16 protein-coding genes and 1 tRNA gene are annotated in these 18,604 nt (G+C 58.1%); 6 read left to right on the top strand and 11 right to left on the bottom strand.

All coding sequences use genetic code 11. The features are described from left to right. Positions 1-6: 6 nt before the first annotated feature. Genes AC2FFP_RS03770 through AC2FFP_RS03790 form a run of 5 tightly spaced genes read right to left on the bottom strand, consistent with a single transcriptional unit; the run spans position 7 to position 4,055 of the window. Positions 7-1,179: a molybdopterin molybdotransferase MoeA gene (locus AC2FFP_RS03770; protein WP_496880735.1), complete on the bottom strand. Its 1,173-nt coding sequence runs from the start codon at positions 1,177-1,179 to the stop codon at positions 7-9. Further along, complete coding sequence (gene moaC / locus AC2FFP_RS03775) at positions 1,176-1,649, bottom strand: cyclic pyranopterin monophosphate synthase MoaC (RefSeq protein ID WP_282151297.1); 474 nt, start codon at positions 1,647-1,649, stop codon at positions 1,176-1,178. Before moaC ends, AC2FFP_RS03770 begins: the two co-directional genes overlap by 4 nt. Further along, the gene (trpC, locus tag AC2FFP_RS03780; protein WP_496764686.1) at positions 1,649-2,461 is read right to left on the bottom strand and encodes an indole-3-glycerol phosphate synthase TrpC; all 813 of its coding nucleotides are present in this window, start codon (positions 2,459-2,461) and stop codon (positions 1,649-1,651) included. The genes moaC and trpC overlap by 1 nt, the downstream gene beginning before the upstream one ends. Next, positions 2,458-3,477, bottom strand: coding sequence for an anthranilate phosphoribosyltransferase (trpD, locus tag AC2FFP_RS03785; RefSeq protein ID WP_496764688.1), 1,020 nt, complete (start codon positions 3,475-3,477; stop codon positions 2,458-2,460). Before trpD ends, trpC begins: the two co-directional genes overlap by 4 nt. Continuing rightward, positions 3,474-4,055 carry an anthranilate synthase component II gene (locus AC2FFP_RS03790; RefSeq protein ID WP_496764690.1) on the bottom strand — a complete coding sequence of 194 codons (582 nt, stop codon included), beginning with the start codon at positions 4,053-4,055 and terminating at the stop codon, positions 3,474-3,476. Before AC2FFP_RS03790 ends, trpD begins: the two co-directional genes overlap by 4 nt. A gap of 195 nt (positions 4,056-4,250) precedes the next feature. On the opposite strand from AC2FFP_RS03790, the gene AC2FFP_RS03795 reads away from it, so the two are divergent. Further along, a complete protein-coding gene (locus AC2FFP_RS03795; protein ID WP_496695608.1) occupies positions 4,251-5,843 on the top strand; it encodes a divergent polysaccharide deacetylase family protein in 1,593 nt (530 codons plus the stop codon). Positions 5,844-5,888: 45 nt separating this feature from the next. Here AC2FFP_RS03795 and trpE read toward each other — a convergent pair whose 3' ends face one another. The 5 genes from trpE to fabI all read right to left on the bottom strand — a co-directional run bounded on the left by trpE (position 5,889) and on the right by fabI (position 11,892). After that, on the bottom strand, positions 5,889-7,400 hold the full coding sequence (gene trpE, locus AC2FFP_RS03800; RefSeq protein ID WP_496695605.1) for an anthranilate synthase component I: 1,512 nt from the start codon (positions 7,398-7,400) through the stop codon (positions 5,889-5,891). 12 nt (positions 7,401-7,412) lie between these two features. Then, positions 7,413-9,254 carry a peptidyl-prolyl cis-trans isomerase gene (locus AC2FFP_RS03805; protein WP_282168234.1) on the bottom strand — a complete coding sequence of 614 codons (1,842 nt, stop codon included), beginning with the start codon at positions 9,252-9,254 and terminating at the stop codon, positions 7,413-7,415. Between the two features lie 84 nt (positions 9,255-9,338). Next, a complete protein-coding gene (locus tag AC2FFP_RS03810; RefSeq protein WP_496843786.1) occupies positions 9,339-10,514 on the bottom strand; it encodes an aminotransferase in 1,176 nt (391 codons plus the stop codon). A gap of 57 nt (positions 10,515-10,571) precedes the next feature. Then, positions 10,572-11,081 carry a xanthine phosphoribosyltransferase gene (gene gpt, locus AC2FFP_RS03815; RefSeq protein WP_113790194.1) on the bottom strand — a complete coding sequence of 170 codons (510 nt, stop codon included), beginning with the start codon at positions 11,079-11,081 and terminating at the stop codon, positions 10,572-10,574. 4 nt (positions 11,082-11,085) lie between these two features. Next, positions 11,086-11,892 carry an enoyl-ACP reductase FabI gene (fabI, locus tag AC2FFP_RS03820; RefSeq protein WP_496764700.1) on the bottom strand — a complete coding sequence of 269 codons (807 nt, stop codon included), beginning with the start codon at positions 11,890-11,892 and terminating at the stop codon, positions 11,086-11,088. A 135-nt stretch (positions 11,893-12,027) separates the two neighbouring features. Here fabI and pdxH point away from each other — a divergent pair, with 135 nt between their 5' ends. From pdxH to AC2FFP_RS03840, 4 genes are all read left to right on the top strand, one after another. Further along, positions 12,028-12,633, top strand: a complete 606-nt coding sequence (gene pdxH, locus AC2FFP_RS03825) for a pyridoxamine 5'-phosphate oxidase (RefSeq protein ID WP_113790196.1) — start codon at positions 12,028-12,030, stop codon at positions 12,631-12,633. 142 nt (positions 12,634-12,775) lie between these two features. Further along, the gene (locus AC2FFP_RS03830) at positions 12,776-13,282 is read left to right on the top strand and encodes a cold-shock protein (protein WP_369934646.1); all 507 of its coding nucleotides are present in this window, start codon (positions 12,776-12,778) and stop codon (positions 13,280-13,282) included. Between the two features lie 7 nt (positions 13,283-13,289). Next, positions 13,290-13,757: a DUF192 domain-containing protein gene (locus AC2FFP_RS03835; RefSeq protein WP_496727157.1), complete on the top strand. Its 468-nt coding sequence runs from the start codon at positions 13,290-13,292 to the stop codon at positions 13,755-13,757. Positions 13,758-13,800: 43 nt separating this feature from the next. Next, a tRNA-Pro gene (locus AC2FFP_RS03840) sits at positions 13,801-13,877 on the top strand. A gap of 10 nt (positions 13,878-13,887) precedes the next feature. Here the strand turns inward: AC2FFP_RS03840 and AC2FFP_RS03845 are convergent. Continuing rightward, on the bottom strand, positions 13,888-14,322 hold the full coding sequence (locus AC2FFP_RS03845) for a hypothetical protein (RefSeq protein WP_496727156.1): 435 nt from the start codon (positions 14,320-14,322) through the stop codon (positions 13,888-13,890). Positions 14,323-14,856: 534 nt separating this feature from the next. Between AC2FFP_RS03845 and AC2FFP_RS03850 the strand changes: the two genes are divergently transcribed. Further along, on the top strand, positions 14,857-18,477 hold the full coding sequence (locus tag AC2FFP_RS03850; protein ID WP_496843788.1) for a vitamin B12-dependent ribonucleotide reductase: 3,621 nt from the start codon (positions 14,857-14,859) through the stop codon (positions 18,475-18,477). The last annotated feature ends 127 nt before the right edge of the window (positions 18,478-18,604 follow it).

Here is an 18,604-nt window from a genome sequence, read left to right on the forward strand (position 1 = left end):
CGGGATTTAGATCGGCAGGTATTGAACCTCATCCCCGGCAGGTCGGGCGGGGTCATGCGGAATCCTCACCAACAGAGCGTTTGCCTGCGCCAAAACGCTGAGCAGCGAACTGTCCTGATCGGAACACGCGCGAATACCGGTTTCGTCCAGCATAGCCCGCATATAGTGTTCACGCGGACCGTTTTCGCCCAATGGTTCAGCAAGCCTTGCGGTTCGCAATGGGGGCAGAACCTGTTCGACACCCAACATCCGGCATACCATCGGCAACAGGAAGAGATAACCGCAAACCATTGCACTGACAGGATTTCCGGGCAAACCGACCATTGCCGTTTGTCCCAATCGACCCGCCATCAGAGGTTTGCCGGGGCGCATTCGGATCTTGTAGAAAGATTGCTCCATTCCCAGTCCGGTTGAGACATCTGACACCAGATCGTAGTCTCCAACCGATGCGCCGCCGATGGTCACAACCAGATCCGCTCCTTCGGCCAGTCCGAAGGCAGTCTCAAGCGATGACACCGTATCGCGCGCGACCGGAAGGATGCGGACGTGCGCGCCAGCGCCCTCCAGCAGTGCTTTCAAGCCAAACGTATTGGATGCGATGATCTGATCGGGGCCCGGGGTTTCGCCCGGCATCACCAATTCATCACCGGTGGAGATCAGCGCAATAACAGGCTTTCGAGTCACTGGTACGGTCGCAATATTCATCGCCGCCATCAGCGCGATGTCCTCGGCGCGCAACTGACGTGGGGCCGAGATCTTTGTGCCTGCTTTGAAATCGACGCCTGCAGGTCTGATATTCGATTTTGGGCCGGGCAGGTCCGAGATTGTGATCAGGTCGCCGCGACGTTCGGTATCTTCTTGTATGACAACGAAATCAGCACCTTCGGGAACCGGGGCACCAGTGAATATGCGCACCGCCTGTCCGGGCCCGACGCGACCGGTGTAGCGGTTGCCAGCTGCCGACTCGCCGATGACCTTGAACATGGCGTGCAACTCGACCTCGGTCGATTTCAGCGCGTAGCCGTCCATCGAGGACGCTTCAAATGGCGGCTGGTCGCGGGTGGCCTCGATATCCTGAGCCAGAACACGACCTGCGGCGTCGGACAAAGCAACGGTCTCGGCTGGAAGGGGCGAGACCAGTTCAAACAACAGCGCGCGGGCCTCTTCGACGGTGATCATTTTGCTTCGTAACGTCCTGACTTACCGCCATCTTTTAGCAATACGCGGATACCGCCAATTTCCATCGCCTTATCCACGGCCTTGGTCATGTCATAGACCGTCAAGGCAGCGGTAGAAACGGCGGTCAGCGCCTCCATCTCGACCCCAGTCTGGCCGGAGGTTTTGACTGTGGCCTGGACCTGCACACCGGGCAAGTCCGGATCCAGCGTCAGCTCGACAGCGACCTTGGTGACTGGCAGCGGGTGACACAAAGGGATCAGATCAGGCGTTTTCTTTGCGCCCATGATGCCCGCAAGACGTGCCACGCCCAGAACATCACCTTTCTTGGCGCGGCCTTCGGAAATCAGATCAAAGGTGTCCTGCGCCATTTTGATGTGACCAGCCGCCACGGCGACGCGGTCGGTGACTTCCTTGTCCGAGACATCGACCATATGGGCCTGTCCCTGAGCATCAAAATGGGTCAAGGGCATCACATGACTCCGGGGATCAGAGGGCTTGCGAGAAGGTGGCGGGTGGCTGCTGCCACGTCGTCCTGACGCATCAGGCTTTCACCGATCAGGAAGCTGCGCGCGCCGTAACGTGCGATGTCGGCCAAATCTTCAGGCGTGCTCAGACCGCTTTCGCAGACGATCGTCCGGCCCGCTGGCACAAGCTTGGACAGATGCCGTGTGGTATCAAGAGATGTCTCGAAGGTCTTGAGATTACGATTGTTTATCCCAATCAGTGAGCTTTTCAGCTCGGCTGCACGTTCCAACTCGTTCTGGTCGTGAACTTCGATTAGGACATCCATACCCCAGTCGAATGCAGTCTGTTCCAGTTCAGCGGCTTGCGCGTCGTCGACCGATGCCATGATGATCAAGATGCAATCCGCACCCAAAGCACGCGCCTCGACCACTTGATAGGGGTCGTACATGAAATCCTTGCGCAGCGCCGGAAGCTCCGTGGCAGCCCGGGCTTCGGTCAGGTATTCCTTTGCCCCCTGAAAACTGGGTGTGTCTGTCAGCACCGAGAGACATGCGGCTCCACCTTCTTCGTAGGCTTTGGCCAGCGCGGGCGGGTCGAAATCCGGGCGGATCAAACCTTTGGATGGGCTGGCTTTCTTGACTTCGGCTATCAGGCCATACCCCCGACGCGCCGCTGTTCGAAGCGCATCGGCAAAGCCGCGGACCTCGGGCGCATTGCGGGCCTCGTTTTCCAGCGTTTCCAGCGACTTCTGCGCTTTGTCCGCCGCAATTTCCTCAAGTTTATAGGCTTTGATCTTATCCAGAACCGTCTCGGTCATGCGGCCTCCTGCGTAATTCGGGCCAGCGCCGCGATTTTGTCTTTGGCTTTTCCGCTGTCGATGCTTTCCCGCGCCTTTGCGGCGCCGTCTTTCAGGTCATCGGCAGCGCCCGCAACCACAAGGGCTGCGGCAGAGTTTAATAGCACCGCGTCCCGGTAGGCCGAGGGCGCGCCGTCCAGCAAGGCGCGGAAGGCCACGGCGTTTTCTTCGGGCGTTCCGCCAATGATGTCTTCGAAGGGATGAACTGGCAGACCTGCGTCTTCGGGATGCAGTTCAACCTCTTTCACAACGCTGTCTTCCAGCGCAGCGACCCAGCTTACACCGGTGATCGTCAACTCATCTGTGCCATCCGATCCGTGCACCAACCAGGCGTGTTCAGCGCCGAGCAGTCCCAACGTTTCCGCCATTGGGCGGATCAAGTCGCGACTGAACGCACCGGTCAGTTGACGCCGAACACCAGCGGGGTTGGTCAACGGGCCAAGAATGTTGAAAATCGTACGCGTCCCAAGCTCTTGCCGGCTGGGCATGACATGGGCAATCGCAGGATGGTGCATGGGGGCCATCATAAAGCCAATGCCGACTTCTTGCAGAGCCTTTTCAACGGTTTGCGGGCCAACCATAACGTTGATTCCCAATTGTCCCAGCGCATCTGCAGCGCCTGATTTGGAGCTCAGGTTTCGGTTGCCGTGTTTGGCGACAGTTACGCCCGCGCCGGCAACGACAAACGCCGTGGCGGTCGAAATGTTCAGTGTGCCTTTGCCGTCGCCACCGGTGCCGACGATATCCATCGCGCCCGCCGGGGCCTTGACCGCATTGCATTTCGCGCGCATCACGGCGGCAGCGGCTGCATATTCGTCTACCGTTTCACCACGTGTGCGCATCGCCATCAGCAGGCCGCCAATCTGGCTGGGCGTGGCTTCGCCGTCAAACAGAATACCAAAGGCCTGTTCAGCCTCGGCACGCGTCAGGGGCCGATCGGCTGCGGCTCCGATCAGTGGTTTCAGAGCGTCGCTCATGCAGGAACTTTCATCTCGGACAGGAAATTCTTGAGCAGAGCGTGGCCATGCTCGGAGGCGATTGATTCCGGGTGGAACTGGACGCCGTGAATGGGCAATTCTTTGTGTTGCAGGCCCATGATGGTGCCGTCTTCCAGTTCTGCTGTGATCTCAAGCGTGTCGGGCAGGGTGTCACGATTCACAATCAGCGAGTGATAACGGGTCGCCTCAAACGGGGTGGGCAGGCCCGCGAAAACACCTTTCCCAGTGTGATGCATCATTCCCATCTTGCCATGAACGATTTCGTGGCAGCGGACAACGTTGCCGCCAAACACCTGTCCAATCGTCTGATGGCCAAGACAGACGCCCAACAGCGGCGTCTTTGTTTCAGCTGCCGCTTCAGTCAACGCCAGGCAAATCCCTGCCTGATCCGGGTCACATGGACCGGGGCTGAGAAGGATCCCCGCCGGGTTCATCGCCATGGCTTCTTGCACATCCAAGGCGTCATTCCGCCGAATGACCATTTCGGCGCCAAGTTCGCCTAAATAATGTACCAGGTTGTAGGTAAACGAGTCGTAGTTGTCGATCAGCAGCAGCATTTGGGCACTTGTCTCGGCTTGGGCATTTCGGACTGGCGATACAGCCCCTGGCCACGGTATAATGTCGGGACATACATGCTCAGGCTTGCGGGGCAGCGTCAAGAGGACATCCTGTTCAGGGCGCAATCGCAGGCCAAAGGCGCGGTAAACGGCGTTGAGGCGATCGAAGCAGGATGAAGGCGAGAGGCAGTTAAGATGGGCGGATTTTTAGGCGGGATGATCGCAGGGGCGGTCGTTGTTGGTCTGCTTGGTGTGGTACTATCCCTGAATACCCCTTTGACCCGGAAACCGGTTGTAAACGCCGAGGCCCCCGAGCCGGCACCGGCTGCGACCCCCGAGGTCAGCGCCGAAGCGGCTGAGACGGTGGCAGATGCCGATCTGGTAACCGCGGCGCCGGTGACATCCGATGCGTCCGGGGATCAAACGGACAATCTTGCAGGGCTGGCGGATGTAGAGACTGTGCCAGACTCTGAGCCGACGATCAGTGAGGTCGTCACGCAGGTCGAAGGGGTCGAAATACCTGAAACGGTTGAGGTAACCACATCAAACGAGGCTCCGGTTGTGCCGCAGTCGCCTGCGCAATTGCAACCATTGCCGAGCACCGAAGGTGAGCCGATCATTTCGGAAACCGCGCCGGAACCGCCGGTTGCACCCAAGCAAGAAGAGACCATTGCCGAGGTTGAGCCGCAGCCCGCGCCCGAAGTCCTGGAAATACTGCCCGAACCGGAAGTGGAACAGGTGCAGCCCGAGGTGACAGAGACCCAGCCTGAAATCGCAGAGCCGTTGCCGGAAGTCACCGAAACTGAAATCGAACCAGAACCTCAGCCCGAGCCCGAGGTCGCAGCGGTTCAACCGGAACCCGAGCCGCAGCCTGAACCCACGGCAATCGAACCCCTGGAGCCCGAGGTCGATCCGCTTGAGGAAAACCCGATTGCCGTAGAAGGGGAAGAAGACCCACAGCTCAAAAAGCTGCCCCGGATCGCAGCGGTCCCACAGATCGGCGGTGAAGAAACGGATGCCGACGGTCTGACCGTTGGTAAACGAGTCGTCCCGCTGACTGAACGCGATGACGCGCCGGTTTCAGCGGACGAGCAACCCGCGGTACTTCTGCCCGGTAAGCCAATTGATGCCTATGCCGCCAAGTTCGAAAACCCCGAGGCCAAACCGCTTATGTCGATCATTTTGATTGATGATGAAGGGGCCTTTGGAGCCGAGGCGTTGAAGGATTTCCCATACCCATTGAGCTTTGCCGTCAGCCCGTCTGACCCCGATGCGGCCGAAAAAATGGCCCGCCATCGCGCAGCGGGTTTCGAGGTTCTGGCCCTTGCCGACTTGCCCAAGGCGGCCAGCGCACAAGATGCTGAGGTTTCGATGGCTGTGTGGCTGGACACTCTGCCGGAAACCGTTGGTATTCTGGAAGGCGTGGGAACCGGCATTCAGGGCAATCGCAAATTGGCCGATCAGGTGGCCGCAATTGCCGGTGATACCGGGCGCGGGCTTATCACCCAGGATAATGGCCTGAACACTGTCCAGAAACTGGCCGCTCGCAATGGCATCCCTTCCGGGGTCATCTTTCGCGACATCGACGGTGCCCGTCAGGACCCCACGATCATGCGACGTTTCTTGGATCAAGCGGCGTTCCGGGCTGGCCAGCAGGGAACTGTCGTCATGTTGGGACGGCTGCGCCCGGACACGATCTCGGCCCTGTTGTTATGGGGGCTGGAAGATCGCGGTGGCCGCGTGGCCATGGCCCCGATTTCAGCGGTCATGACGCAAGAAGCTCAGTAAGGCTGAAGATGAAAAACGGCTGACCATGAGGTCAGCCGCTATTCTTTAAGAGTTGCCAGAGCCGGTGAATCGGGCCGCGTCTGCAGCCGCACGCCGAATGGCGTTCGATTTGTGGACGGTTTCCATGAATTCGGCCTCGGGGTCGCTGTCATAGACCACGCCTCCGCCTGCCTGAATATAAAGCTTATGGTCTTTCACGATGGCCGTACGCAGGGCGATACACATATCCATGTCGCCGCCAGCACTGAAATACCCCACACCACCGCCGTAAACGCCGCGCTTTTCGGGCTCGAGCTCGTCGATGATCTCCATTGCGCGGACCTTGGGCGCGCCTGAAACGGTGCCTGCAGGCATTCCGGCAAAGAAAGCATCTAGCGCGTCTTTGTCTTCGGCCAACTCACCAACAACGTTGGAGACGATGTGCATCACGTGGCTGTAGCGTTCAATGATGAACTCTTCGGTTGGGCGCACAGTGCCGATCTTTGCCACGCGCCCGGTGTCGTTTCGGCCCAGATCCAGCAGCATCAGATGCTCGGCCAGCTCTTTCTTGTCGGCCAGAAGATCAATTTCGTTGGCTTTATCCTCTTCGGGGGTCGCGCCGCGTGGCCGAGTGCCGGCGATGGGGCGGATCGTGACCTCATCGCCAAAGACGCGGACCAGAATCTCGGGGCTGGCGCCCACGACCTGAAAGCCGCCGAAGTTGAAATAGAACATGAAGGGCGATGGATTCGTGCGCCGAAGCGAACGATAGAGCGCGAAGGGAGGTTGCGGAAAATCCTGCGTCCAGCGCTGCGCCGGAACAACCTGAAAGATGTCGCCCGCGCGGATGTATTCCTTGGCCTTTTCGACCGCTTCCAGATAGCCGGATTTGGTGAAATTCGACACTGGCGCAGCCACCTCGGAAGCATCCCCAAGATCGCGAGTTTCGGCGGGCATGGCACGTTCTAGATCGCGTACTGCGTCCATAACACGTTCTGCGGCCTGTGCATAAGCAGCCTTGGCCGATTGCCCTTCGCTGACCCATGCAGGCGACACAACCGTGACCTCGCCTTTGACGCCGTCCAGCACAGCAATGACCGAGGGTCTGAGCATGATGGCATCAGGCAGGCCGAGCGGATCAGGGTTCACATCAGGCAGGTATTCCACCAGCCGCACCATGTCATAGCCGAGATAGCCAAACAGCCCGGCTGCGGCTTGGGGTAGGTCGTCCGGCAGGTCGATCTTACTTTCCGCAAGCAGCGCCCGCAGGTTATCCATCGGGTTGCCGGTTTGGGGCGAGAACGCATCGGGGTCGAACCGCGCCGAGCGGTTCAGCGCGGACGTCTCGCCTTGGCAGCGCCAGATCAGGTCCGGCTTCATCCCGATGATCGAATAGCGGCCACGAACCTCACCACCGGTGACCGATTCCAACATGAACGCGTCTTTCTGCGCGCCTGTCAGCTTGAGCATCAAGGAAACCGGCGTGTCCAGATCAGCGGCTAAGCGTGTGTAGACAACCTGATTCTCGCCTGCCTCATAAGCGCGGGCGAAGCTGTCGAAGTCGGGGGTCAGCGCCATATTCAGTCTCTTTTAATAGCTCGCCTGAACAGCATTCAGGGCCTGCTGATCTACGACGGGACGGGCACGGACCTGTGCATCGCGGACAAACGCATCAAAGATGTTCTGTGCCAAAGCCTGATCCAGCTGCGCGGTAAGGGCCGCTTGGACCTGACGCAGCTCATCTGTTTCGGCAGGTGGCAACAGTTCATCCAGACGCACGATAAACGCGGTTCCGGCACCGGGAATGACGCGCAGGTCACCTTGCTCCATTTCAAAGACCTGAGTCATGAAGTCTGCAGGTACATCTTCCAAAAAGGCCGTGCGGGTCAGGGCGTTTTCGACGCGGAACGGCAATCCGGTAGCCGTAAACTCACCATCGGTCTGCACCTGCTCCAGAACAGCATTTGCCTGTTCTTCCAACGCCTTGTTGGTTTCGGCCTGGGTCCAGGCGGCAACAACGCGGTCACGCGCAGAATCAATCGGTTCCGGCCGGGGTTCAAGAACCTCATTCAGACGCAGGGCAAAGATCGAGCCATCTTCAAGAAACGCGACCTCGGGAAAGTCGCCATCCTGCACGGCTTCGGCTGCGCTGCGGAACCCGTCATAGGCGGCGACGCCTTCACCGGTTTGCGCGCTCCAGTCGATTTGGCCCAACTCCATTTCGGTCTCGGACGCCAGTTCTTCCAAAGTCGCGCCACCGGCCAGCAGGTCATTGATATCCTCGGCCTGCGCCTCAATCTGGCGGCGGGCACGATCGGCTGCCAATTCCTCGCGCAGGGCAGGGGCGGCATCTTCAAACGACGTGTTGTTTTCGGCAAGCGAGCCATTGATGCGGAACAGCGCCGGTCCGAAGGTGGAAGGCAGCGGGCCGATAACAGCGTCCAGATCGGCAGCAAAGACACCATCGGCTGCTTCGCCCAGATCCTCGCGGGTGACGTCGCCAAGGTCGATATCGCTGAGCTCAAGTTGGCGATCCCGAACCAGTTGTTCGAAGGTTGCACCGCCGACCTCTAGCTGAGCCATGGCAGTTTGTGCTGCTTCTTGATCCGGAAAGGTCAGGCGTTCAACTAGGCGACGCTCGGGCTGTTGGAATTCAGCTGCGCGCTGTTCGTACAAACGCTTTACCGAATCCTCGTCGACTTCCACGTCGTCGAGCAGCATTTCGGGTGACAGGATCGCATACGTCAGCTTTTTGGTGCGCGGCAGGGCGAACAGCTCGGTGTTCTCATCATAAAACGTTTGGACCTGCTCGTCGGTCGGGGCGGCAACAGGTGCGGGCAGGGCGTCAGGCGCCAAAGTTGCGACGGTAAAGCTGCGGCGGGCACCAACGTAGTCGGTCAACACCTGCGTGAGGGTTTCGGGCATCTTCACACCGCTAACCACGGCACTCTGCACGATTGTGCGGGATGTTTCCTTGCGCAGGTCCGATTCGAACTCGGTGTCTGACATGCCGACCTGTTCCAGTTGGAACTGATACGCGTCGCGGTCAAATGTGCCGTTGACGCCCTGAAAAGCCGGAATCGCAACAATTTCTTCCTGCAGGTTCTCATCGCCGATCGAGATGCCCAGCATACCGACCTCATTGTCCAGCGCTGCTAAAGCCGTCAGGCGCGACAAGGCAAGACGATCCAGACCAAACTCAATGGCCTGCGACATTTGCAAAGGCTGGCCTGTCTGTTGTTCAACCGCGCGAATTTCGCGCTGCAGCTCGCGGACATAGTCATCAACCGAGATATCCTCATTCCCGACCTGGGCCACCGAACGCACGGTGCCAGAGAGGCTGGTTGCGCCAAACCCTGCAAGTCCGAGCATCAAAAGGCCCATGAGAATCCAGACAAAGGTCTTTGATAACTTTTTTACGCCTGCGGCCATTGTGCCCTCTTCGTGCTTTTGTCGGCAGGTAACTGCCCTGTCGGTTGCGGCCCTGAATACGACGCGCACCGTCGGGGAGCAAGCTCAGAAGGACAGAGCAGCCAGCCGTTCGAACAATTGCCCCAATCCGGCGCGGTCCAGATTGGCAAATGCGATACGAACCTGACGTTTTCCGGCCGCATCATTTTCGGGCATGAACATTGTGCCGGGCAGCAGCAGGATACCGGCCTCGGGGACCAGTCGTTGGGCCAGTTCGTCCGATGGGATATCGAACGGGTGTTCGAAATAGGCGAAATAAGCGCCCAGACCCAGCAGCCGCCAACCCTTGTCCGTCAGGCTTGGCAACAGCTCGGCAATTGCGGCGCGGCGGTCGAGGATCTCATCCCGTTCTCCTGCCAGCCATTGCGACAGGTTCTGCATTCCCCAAAGGGCTGCGTGCTGGCCGATCTGGCTTGGGCAGATGGCGACTGTGTCCAAAAACTTTTCAATCTCGGATAGCAGGTCAGTGCCGGTCGCAATCGCGCCGACACGGTGGCCGGTCAGCCTGTATGCTTTGGAAAAGGAATAGAGGTGGATCAGGGTTTGATCCCAGTCAGGCTGGGCGAACAGGTCATGCGGTGGGCCGCTGCGGCTGTCGAAGTCCCGATATGTTTCGTCCACGATCAGCCGGATGCCGACCTCCTGCGCAAGATCAAAGAATGCGCGCACCAAAGGGGCAGGGTATTCCACTCCGCCGGGATTGTTCGGGGTCACCAGAACGATGGCGCGGGTTTTGTCGGTGATCAGAGCACAGGCTGCGTCCGGATCGGGCAGCAGGGCGTCATCGGTTGGCAGATCCACCGTCCGAACCCCGGCCATGTCCAGCCACATCTTGTGATTAAAGTACCAGGGCGTCGGAACAATCACCTCGGCATCCTGATCGGTGATCGCTGTGATCGCAGCCGCAAATGCCTGATTGCAGCCCGAGGTGATTGCCACCTGATCGCTGGACACCTGCGCGTCATAGTGTGACCCGATCTGAAAGGCGAGTTCAGTTCGCAGGGCTGGATTGCCCAGAACCGGCCCGTAAAGATGGGCGCTGTCTTCGGTCACGGCAAAGCTGGCAATCGCTTCGCGCAGCGCCAGCGGCGGTGGATCGACTGGGGCCGCTTGGCTGACGTTGATCAGGGGACGGTCATCCGGAAACTCCACCCCGTCCAACCAGCGCCGCGCCTCCATGACCGGAGGAGCAAATGTCGCGGTGGTGCGGGACTGGGTCATGACGGGCCTGTCCTTTGTAAGGCTTTGCCTCACTCTTTGTGGGTTGAGAGGGTCCTTTTAGTCGGTCCCGCGGTAGGGCTCGACATATTGCAGGGCCATATCCCACGGGAAAAAGATCCAGGTGTCCTGGCTGACCTCGGTGATGAACGTGTCGACCATCGGTCGCCCCTTGGGTTTGGCGTAAACCGTCGCGAAATGCGCCTTGGGGTACATTGCGCGCACCAGTTCCAGCGTTTTGCCGCTGTCGACCAGATCGTCGATGATCAGAATACCTTCGCCGTCGCCCATCAGCTGGGCATCGGGGGCTTTCAACACCTCGGCTTCGCCTTGGTCCTGATGGTGGTACGAGCGCACGCTGACTGTGTCGACGGTGCGAATGTCCAGCTCGCGGCTGACGATCATCGCAGGTGCCATACCACCACGGGTGATGGCCACAACTGCGCGCCATGCGCCGTCATCCGGGCCTTGCCCGTCCAAACGCCAGGCCAAGGCGCGGGAATCACGGTGAATCTGATCCCAGCTGATGTGAAACCCTTTTTCGTGGGGCAGGCGATCCTTGGCGCTCATGTCTTTATCCCTTTTCGACGTCAGGTGCGTCGACGGCTTTCATGCCGACAATGTGATAACCCGAATCCACATGCAGGTTTTCACCGGTCACGCCGCTGCTGAGGTCAGACAGAAGATACAGAGCTGATTTGCCGACATCGTCGATGGTCACGTTGCGACGCAGGGGCGAGTTATACTCGTTCCATTTCATAATATAGCGGAAGTCGCCGATACCGCTGGCGGCCAGCGTCTTGATCGGACCGGCCGAGATCGAATTCACGCGGATACCGTCCTTGCCCAGATCCTCGGCCAGGTATTTGACCGAAGCCTCAAGCGCGGCTTTGGCGACACCCATCACGTTATAGTGCGGCATCACCTGCTCAGCACCATAATAGGTCAGAGTAATTGCGCTGCCGCCCTCGGACATCATCTTCTCGGCCCGTTGCATCACGGCGGTGAAGGAATAGACCGACACGTCCATGGTCAGTTTGAAGTTCGCACGCGACGTGTCGACGTAGCGGCCCCGCAGTTCGTTCTTGTCCGAAAAACCGATGGCGTGAACAACAAAGTCCAGCTTGCCCCATTTCGCTTCCAAAGATGTGAAGAGCGCATCAATCGATTCTTCGTCACTGACGTCGCAGGGCAGAACAATTTCGCTGCCAAGCTGTGCCGCCAGTGGATCAACGCGTTTCTTAAGTGCGTCGCCTTGATATGAAAAAGCCAGCTCCGCTCCGGATTCGGACAAAGCACGGGCTATTCCCCATGCGATTGATTTATCATTGGCCAGTCCCATGATGAGGCCGCGTTTGCCGGCCATCAACTGATTTGACATGTTTGGTTCTCCGCCTGTCTTCGCGTTATGTTGGGATGGTTTATGCCATTGGGTGCGCTGCATCAAGGCCGCGCGCTCTTGCCCGTGGCGGGTTCTCGCCCTAGGGTGGACTTTATTAGTTTCCAGGGGATGGGAATGAGCGAACGTAGCGGCATATTTGCCGGCACCGATCCGTTTGAAATAGCGGGGCGGTGGCTGGCTGAGGCCAAAGAGAATGAACCGAACGATCCGGATGCGATCGCTTTGGCGACCGTCGATTCGGACGGCATGCCGAATGTTCGCATGGTTCTTCTGAAAGAGATCGAACCGGCAGCTTTTGTGTTCTACACCAACTACGAAAGTGCCAAGGCGGCCGAGTTAGACAGCGCCGGAAAAGCTGCTTTTGTGATGCATTGGAAATCTCTGCGGCGGCAAATCCGAGTTCGTGGTACAATAACCAGAGAAAGCGGGCCGCAGGCAGATGAGTATTATGCGTCCCGCTCGCTAAAAAGCCGATTGGGGGCCTGGGCGTCCAAGCAGTCTCAGCCTCTCAGCAGTCGCTCGGTTCTGATGGCCGAGGTGGCCAAGGTAACAGCCAAGTTGGGCCCGAACCCGCCACGCCCGCCGTTCTGGGGCGGCTATCGGCTGGTGCCAACCGAAATCGAATTCTGGGCCGATGGGGCCTTTCGGTTGCACGACAGGTTCCGATGGCAGCGGGATCAAGTGGGTTCCGACTGGCAGATACAGAGGTTGAATCCATGACGTTCGCGTATCGTGAAATGCAAGAGGCCGAAAACAAAAGGTTTTTTCAGCTTGAATTTGCGCGCCATTCCCATACACATCGGACCCTTAACGAAATGACAATTTTCGCGATGGGAACGCCGTGCCAGAAGATCTGAACAACATGTACCGCGTCCGTGGACACGTGAAATGGTTCGACCCTGCAAAGGGATTCGGATTTGTTGTGTCTGATGAGGGCGGTCCGGATATTTTGTTGCACGTCAATGTGTTGCGCAATTTCGGCCAAAGTTCGGTCGCGGATGGTGCGGGCATAGAAATCATGACCCATCGCACGGACCGTGGTGTTCAGGCGGTTGAGGTCATCAGTGTCGATCCGCCCGCCCGGACGGACACGATGATGCTGGCTGATTTTGCCGAGCTTGATCCTGTTGAGATCGCCGCTGCCCCGCTAGAGGCCGCGCGAGTCAAATGGTTCGACAAAGGCAAAGGCTTTGGGTTTGCCAATGTTTTTGGCCGCGGTGAAGACGTGTTCCTGCATATCGAAGTGCTGCGCCGCTCCGGCCTGTCGGATCTGCAGCCGGGCGAGGCCCTCGCGATGCGTGTCATTAGTGGCAAGCGTGGACGTATGGCGGCTCAGGTATTGGCCTGGGAAGCTGCTTTGGACGACTGAGTGATTCATGCCAAAGTTTCTTCCGGGTCTATTAGCGATTTTGTTGCTTTGGTCCGGAATGACCTGGGCTGCGTGCAAGCCTGATCAGATCGACATCAAGAACGACTCGGCGCAGATCCGATTCAATATCGAATTGGCGATTAGCCCGCAGGATCGGTCGCGTGGACTGATGTTCCGCGAGTCGCTGCCAAACCGTTCGGGCATGCTGTTCGTTTTTGACCCGCCGCAACCGGTGGTGTTCTGGATGAAGAACACACTGATTCCCTTGGACATCATTTTCATCGATAGGGCTGGGACCGTGACGCATGTTCATCAAGGTGCGATTCCCGGTGATCTGACACCAATCGAAGGTGGCGATTCCGTCTTTGCGGTTCTCGAAATCAACGCGGGACTCGCCGCGCGCTACTCAATTAAGCCCGGAACCGTCATGCGGCACGAAATTTTTTCGCAAGGTCCTGCAATTTGGTCCTGTTAGGGCTTTTCAAATCAGATTGGCATGGTTAGGAAGGCGCACGGTTCGGGGCGTGGCGCAGTCTGGTAGCGCACCTGTTTTGGGTACAGGGGGTCGTAGGTTCGAATCCTGCCGCCCCGACCACTTCTTCCACTTATGTTGGCGATCCACCCAACGCTTGGTAAAGCGCGCCAAGCGCCTTATCCAGCGTTTCGCTTTCCACTGGTACTTTGACCGACGGGCCGCTTTTGCGTGGGACGTTGAAATACAGCTCGGCATCGACACGGTAGCCCGAGTTGTTCTTGGTCGTTGTCAGCCGCATCACGCTTTTGGGCAGGTCCTGAGGGTATCCGTCATAGTTGAGAATCAGAAACGCGGTTGTGTCCGGGGGCAGAAACTCGGTGCATTCAAATACCCGATTCCCGGTTTTTTCAAAGCGCTCGCCCGGGCCGTCGCAACTGATCTCGAACGTGTCGAACAGTTTTTTGGGGTAGCTGTCGAATTGAGCGCTGCGCGCCGGTGGGGGCACATCTTGTGGTGTACAGGCCACGATCAGGGCCAGAATCGGAATTAAACGTAACAACGACATCTGTCCGCTCCCCTTTGAGTGATCGCGCCCGGCGGTTTACCCAGCGCCGCGGTTCAAAATGACCGCTTCGTGATTCTCATTCAACGTAGACACCTTAGCGTTAGATTATCAAATTCCGATAACTGTGCCGGGAAACACAGTTAATTTACCCGCAGGTTTTGGGAATCGACGTGCGCACGTGGTGGATGAACCTGTGGAGGAATCAGAACAGGGTGTCCCGAAGCAAGTTGTCAGAAATGGGTCAACACAAAAGATATCAAAAATGACTTAAAAATGGCGTTGACGATCTATGGGTCGATACGTCAAGTTGTATGGGCCGGAAGGGATGCCACAAAATCTGGTACCAAAACCAGTATAAGGCACAGGGCGAGGGTCGGAAAGCACATCATAGTAACGTGCAACCGTTTGATCGGTTTTGCGCTGCGGAATGCAGCGGCTGGTCAATTGCGCCCAATTTTATACGGCATGGCGATCGGTCCGCGTCTGAGGACCTGACGCTGAAAGACAAGTTGATTGAATCTAGGGCGTGCGGACATGAAGATTGACAGGAAATTTACGAAACCGGGGCAGGACGCTTATGCGGAACTGGACTTTGTCTCAGCAACGTCTGAGATCCGAAACCCGGATGGCACCATCGTTTTTCGCCTGGACAACATCGAAGTGCCCACGCGCTGGAGCCAGGTTGCCAGCGACGTCATTGCGCAAAAGTATTTCCGCAAAGCAGGCGTCCCGTCCAAGCTGAAGAAAGTTAAGGAAAAAGACGTCCCCGAATTCCTGTGGCGTTCGGTCCCCGCCGATGGCGCAGAATTTGATGGCGAGACGTCTTCGAAGCAGGTTTTTGACCGCCTTGCAGGAGCCTGGGCTTATTGGGGCTGGAAAGGTGGCTATTTCTCGACCGAGGAAGATGCGCGCGCTTACTTTGACGAGATGCGTTATATGCTGGCGACACAGCGCGCCGCGCCGAACAGCCCGCAGTGGTTCAACACCGGTCTGCACTGGGCTTACGGAATCGACGGTCCTGCGCAGGGTCACCACTATGTCGACTACAAAACCGGCAAGCTGACCAAGTCGAAATCCGCTTACGAACATCCGCAGCCGCACGCATGCTTCATCCAGTCCGTTGATGATGATCTAGTGAACGAAGGCGGCATCATGGATCTATGGGTGCGCGAGGCGCGCCTGTTTAAATACGGCTCGGGTACCGGGACCAATTTCAGCCACTTGCGCGCAGAAGGCGAAGCACTGTCAGGTGGCGGCAAGTCCTCGGGCCTCATGGGCTTTCTCAAGATCGGCGACCGCGCCGCTGGCGCGATCAAATCAGGCGGGACAACCCGTCGAGCAGCAAAGATGGTAATCGTCGATGCCGATCACCCGGACATCGAGAAATTCATCGAATGGAAGGTGATCGAAGAGCAGAAGGTGGCCTCGATCGTTGCCGGATCGAAGATGCACGAGAAGATGCTGAACGGCATTTTCGAGGCCATCCGCTCATGGGATGGTGCGCAGGACGATGCGTATGATCCCAACAAGAATGACAGCTTGAAGAAAGCGGTTCGCGAGGCCAAAAAGGTTGCGATCCCCGAGACTTATATCAAGCGCGTGCTTGATTATGCAAAGCAGGGCCACGACAGCATCGAGTTCCCGACCTACGATACGGATTGGGATTCGGAAGCCTACAGCTCGGTCTCGGGCCAGAACTCGAACAACTCGATCCGTGTGACCAACGCATTCCTGACCGCAGTTGAAAAAGATGCGGATTGGGAACTGATCAACCGGACGGATGGCAAGGTTTCCAAGACCGTCAAGGCGCGCTATCTGTGGGAGAAAGTCGGCCATGCGGCATGGGCCTGTGCTGATCCGGGTATCCAGTTCCATGACACCGTTAATGAATGGCACACTTGCCCCGAAGACGGGGCAATCCGCGGCTCGAACCCTTGCTCGGAATACATGTTCCTCGATGACACGGCCTGTAACCTGGCGTCGATGAACCTGCTGACCTTCCTCAAGGATGGTGAGTTCCAGGCGGAAGACTACATGCACGCCTCGCGCCTGTGGACCCTGACGCTGGAAATCTCAGTCACGATGGCGCAGTTCCCATCCAAAGAAATCGCGCAACTGTCCTATGATTTCCGCACCTTGGGTCTGGGCTATGCCAACATCGGCGGTCTGCTGATGAACATGGGTTACAGCTACGACTCGGATGAGGGTCGGGCGATCTGTGGCGCACTGACCGCGATCATGACCGGTGTGGCCTATGCCACCTCGGCCGAGATTGCCGGAGAGCTTGGACCCTTCAAGGGCTATGAGCGCAACGCAGACAACATGCTGCGCGTCATCCGCAACCACCGCCGTGCCTCGCAAGGTGTGACCGATGGGTATGAGAAACTGGCCGTGAAGCCGGTGCCTCTGGACCATGGCAACTGCCCGGACAAGCGTCTGGTCGATCTGGCGATGTCGGCTTGGGACGAGGCGCTGAGCCTTGGCGAGAAAAACGGCTATCGTAACGCGCAAGCCACGGTAATCGCGCCCACCGGCACCATTGGTCTGGTGATGGATTGCGACACGACCGGGATCGAGCCCGACTTTGCTCTGGTGAAGTTCAAAAAGCTCGCGGGTGGCGGTTACTTTAAGATCATCAACCGCTCGGTGCCGTCGGCGCTGGAAAAGCAGGGCTATTCCTCGTCTCAGATTGAAGAGATCGTGGGTTACGCGGTTGGTCACGGCACCATCGGCAACGCGCCGGGGATTAACCACACCTCGCTGACGGGTCACGGGTTTGGCCCAAATGAGCTGGCCAAGGTGGATGCCGCACTGGAAAGCGCCTTTGATATCCGGTTCGTCTTCAACCAGTGGACACTGGGCGAGGATTTCTGCACCGGCGTTCTGGGCATCCCGGCGACCAAGCTAAATGATCCGACCTTCGATCTGCTGCGCCATCTGGGCTTTACCAAGGCGGATATCGACGCGGCCAACGACCATGTCTGCGGAACCATGACGCTGGAAGGCGCGCCGCACTTGAAGGAAGAGCATTATTCGATCTTCGACTGCGCCAACCCGTGCGGCAAGAAAGGTAAGCGTTTCCTTGGGGTTGATAGCCACATCACCATGATGGCCGCGGCCCAAAGCTTCATCTCGGGTGCGATCAGCAAAACGATCAACATGCCGAATGACGCAACCATCGAGGATTGCCAGAAGGCTTATGAGCTCAGCTGGTCGCTCGGTGTGAAGGCCAATGCACTGTATCGTGACGGTTCGAAACTGTCGCAGCCGCTGGCAGCCGCACTGGTCGAGGATGACGACGAGGCGGCAGAGGTGCTGGAGAGCGGCACGGCCCATGAAAAAGCCGTCGTTCTCGCCGAAAAGGTTATTGAGAAGGTCGTCGTCAAGGAAATCATCCGCAGCCATCGTGAGAAACTGCCGCATCGCCGCAAGGGTTACACCCAGAAAGCGATCGTCGGTGGCCACAAGGTCTATCTGCGGACAGGTGAGTTCGAAGACGGCAAGCTGGGCGAAATCTTCATCGACATGCATAAGGAGGGCGCTGGCTTCCGGGCGATGATGAACAACTTTGCCATAGCAGTGTCGGTTGGCCTGCAATACGGTGTGCCGCTGGAAGAATTCGTCGACGCCTTTACCTTCACCAAGTTTGAACCGGCGGGAATGGTGCAGGGCAACGACTCGATCAAGAACGCGACCTCGATCCTGGATTACATCTTCCGCGAATTGGCCGTGTCCTATCTGGATCGCACCGATCTGGCCCATGTGAAACCCGAAGGTGCCACATTTGATGATCTGGGCCGCGGCGAGGAAGATGGTCTGTCCAACGTATCTGAGATCAGCGACAGCGCCGCGTCCAAGTCCTTGGAGGTGTTGAAACAAATCAGCTCGACCGGTTATCTGCGCAAGCGTCTGCCGCAGGATCTGGTGGTGTTCAACGGCGGCCAACCCGAAGTGAACGGCATGGCAGAACCGGCAGCGCAATTTGAAGCTCCGGTTGCGGAAACTGCCGTTGCCACGGGCATGGACGCACGGACCAAGGCCAAGATGCAAGGGTACGAGGGCGATCCTTGCGGCGAATGCGGAAACTACACGCTGGTGCGCAATGGCACCTGCATGAAGTGCAATACCTGCGGGGCGACCAGCGGGTGTAGCTAAGGAAAACGCCCCGTCAGGCGGGGTGTAGGGATCAGGGTTTCCCCTCGGATGTCCGATCCCGACGAACACGGAGCAAGGCGTTGAGACTTACCAAATACGCCTTGGTCCACTCGGTCGACATGCCCGT

This window comes from Ruegeria sp. YTSC004, from assembly GCF_059609805.1.

Coding starts and splice junctions, on each gene's coding strand:
- AC2FFP_RS03770 (WP_496880735.1), bottom strand. CDS start 1,179: ATGATCACCGTCGAAGAGGCCCGCGCGCTGTTGTTTGAACTGGTCTCG.
- moaC (WP_282151297.1), bottom strand. CDS start 1,649: ATGCCCTTGACCCATTTTGATGCTCAGGGACAGGCCCATATGGTCGAT.
- trpC (WP_496764686.1), bottom strand. CDS start 2,461: ATGACCGAGACGGTTCTGGATAAGATCAAAGCCTATAAACTTGAGGAA.
- trpD (WP_496764688.1), bottom strand. CDS start 3,477: ATGAGCGACGCTCTGAAACCACTGATCGGAGCCGCAGCCGATCGGCCC.
- AC2FFP_RS03790 (WP_496764690.1), bottom strand. CDS start 4,055: ATGCTGCTGCTGATCGACAACTACGACTCGTTTACCTACAACCTGGTA.
- AC2FFP_RS03795 (WP_496695608.1), top strand. CDS start 4,251: ATGGGCGGATTTTTAGGCGGGATGATCGCAGGGGCGGTCGTTGTTGGT.
- trpE (WP_496695605.1), bottom strand. CDS start 7,400: ATGGCGCTGACCCCCGACTTCGACAGCTTCGCCCGCGCTTATGAGGCA.
- AC2FFP_RS03805 (WP_282168234.1), bottom strand. CDS start 9,254: ATGGCCGCAGGCGTAAAAAAGTTATCAAAGACCTTTGTCTGGATTCTC.
- AC2FFP_RS03810 (WP_496843786.1), bottom strand. CDS start 10,514: ATGACCCAGTCCCGCACCACCGCGACATTTGCTCCTCCGGTCATGGAG.
- gpt (WP_113790194.1), bottom strand. CDS start 11,081: ATGAGCGCCAAGGATCGCCTGCCCCACGAAAAAGGGTTTCACATCAGC.
- fabI (WP_496764700.1), bottom strand. CDS start 11,892: ATGTCAAATCAGTTGATGGCCGGCAAACGCGGCCTCATCATGGGACTG.
- pdxH (WP_113790196.1), top strand. CDS start 12,028: ATGAGCGAACGTAGCGGCATATTTGCCGGCACCGATCCGTTTGAAATA.
- AC2FFP_RS03830 (WP_369934646.1), top strand. CDS start 12,776: ATGTACCGCGTCCGTGGACACGTGAAATGGTTCGACCCTGCAAAGGGA.
- AC2FFP_RS03835 (WP_496727157.1), top strand. CDS start 13,290: ATGCCAAAGTTTCTTCCGGGTCTATTAGCGATTTTGTTGCTTTGGTCC.
- AC2FFP_RS03845 (WP_496727156.1), bottom strand. CDS start 14,322: ATGTCGTTGTTACGTTTAATTCCGATTCTGGCCCTGATCGTGGCCTGT.
- AC2FFP_RS03850 (WP_496843788.1), top strand. CDS start 14,857: ATGAAGATTGACAGGAAATTTACGAAACCGGGGCAGGACGCTTATGCG.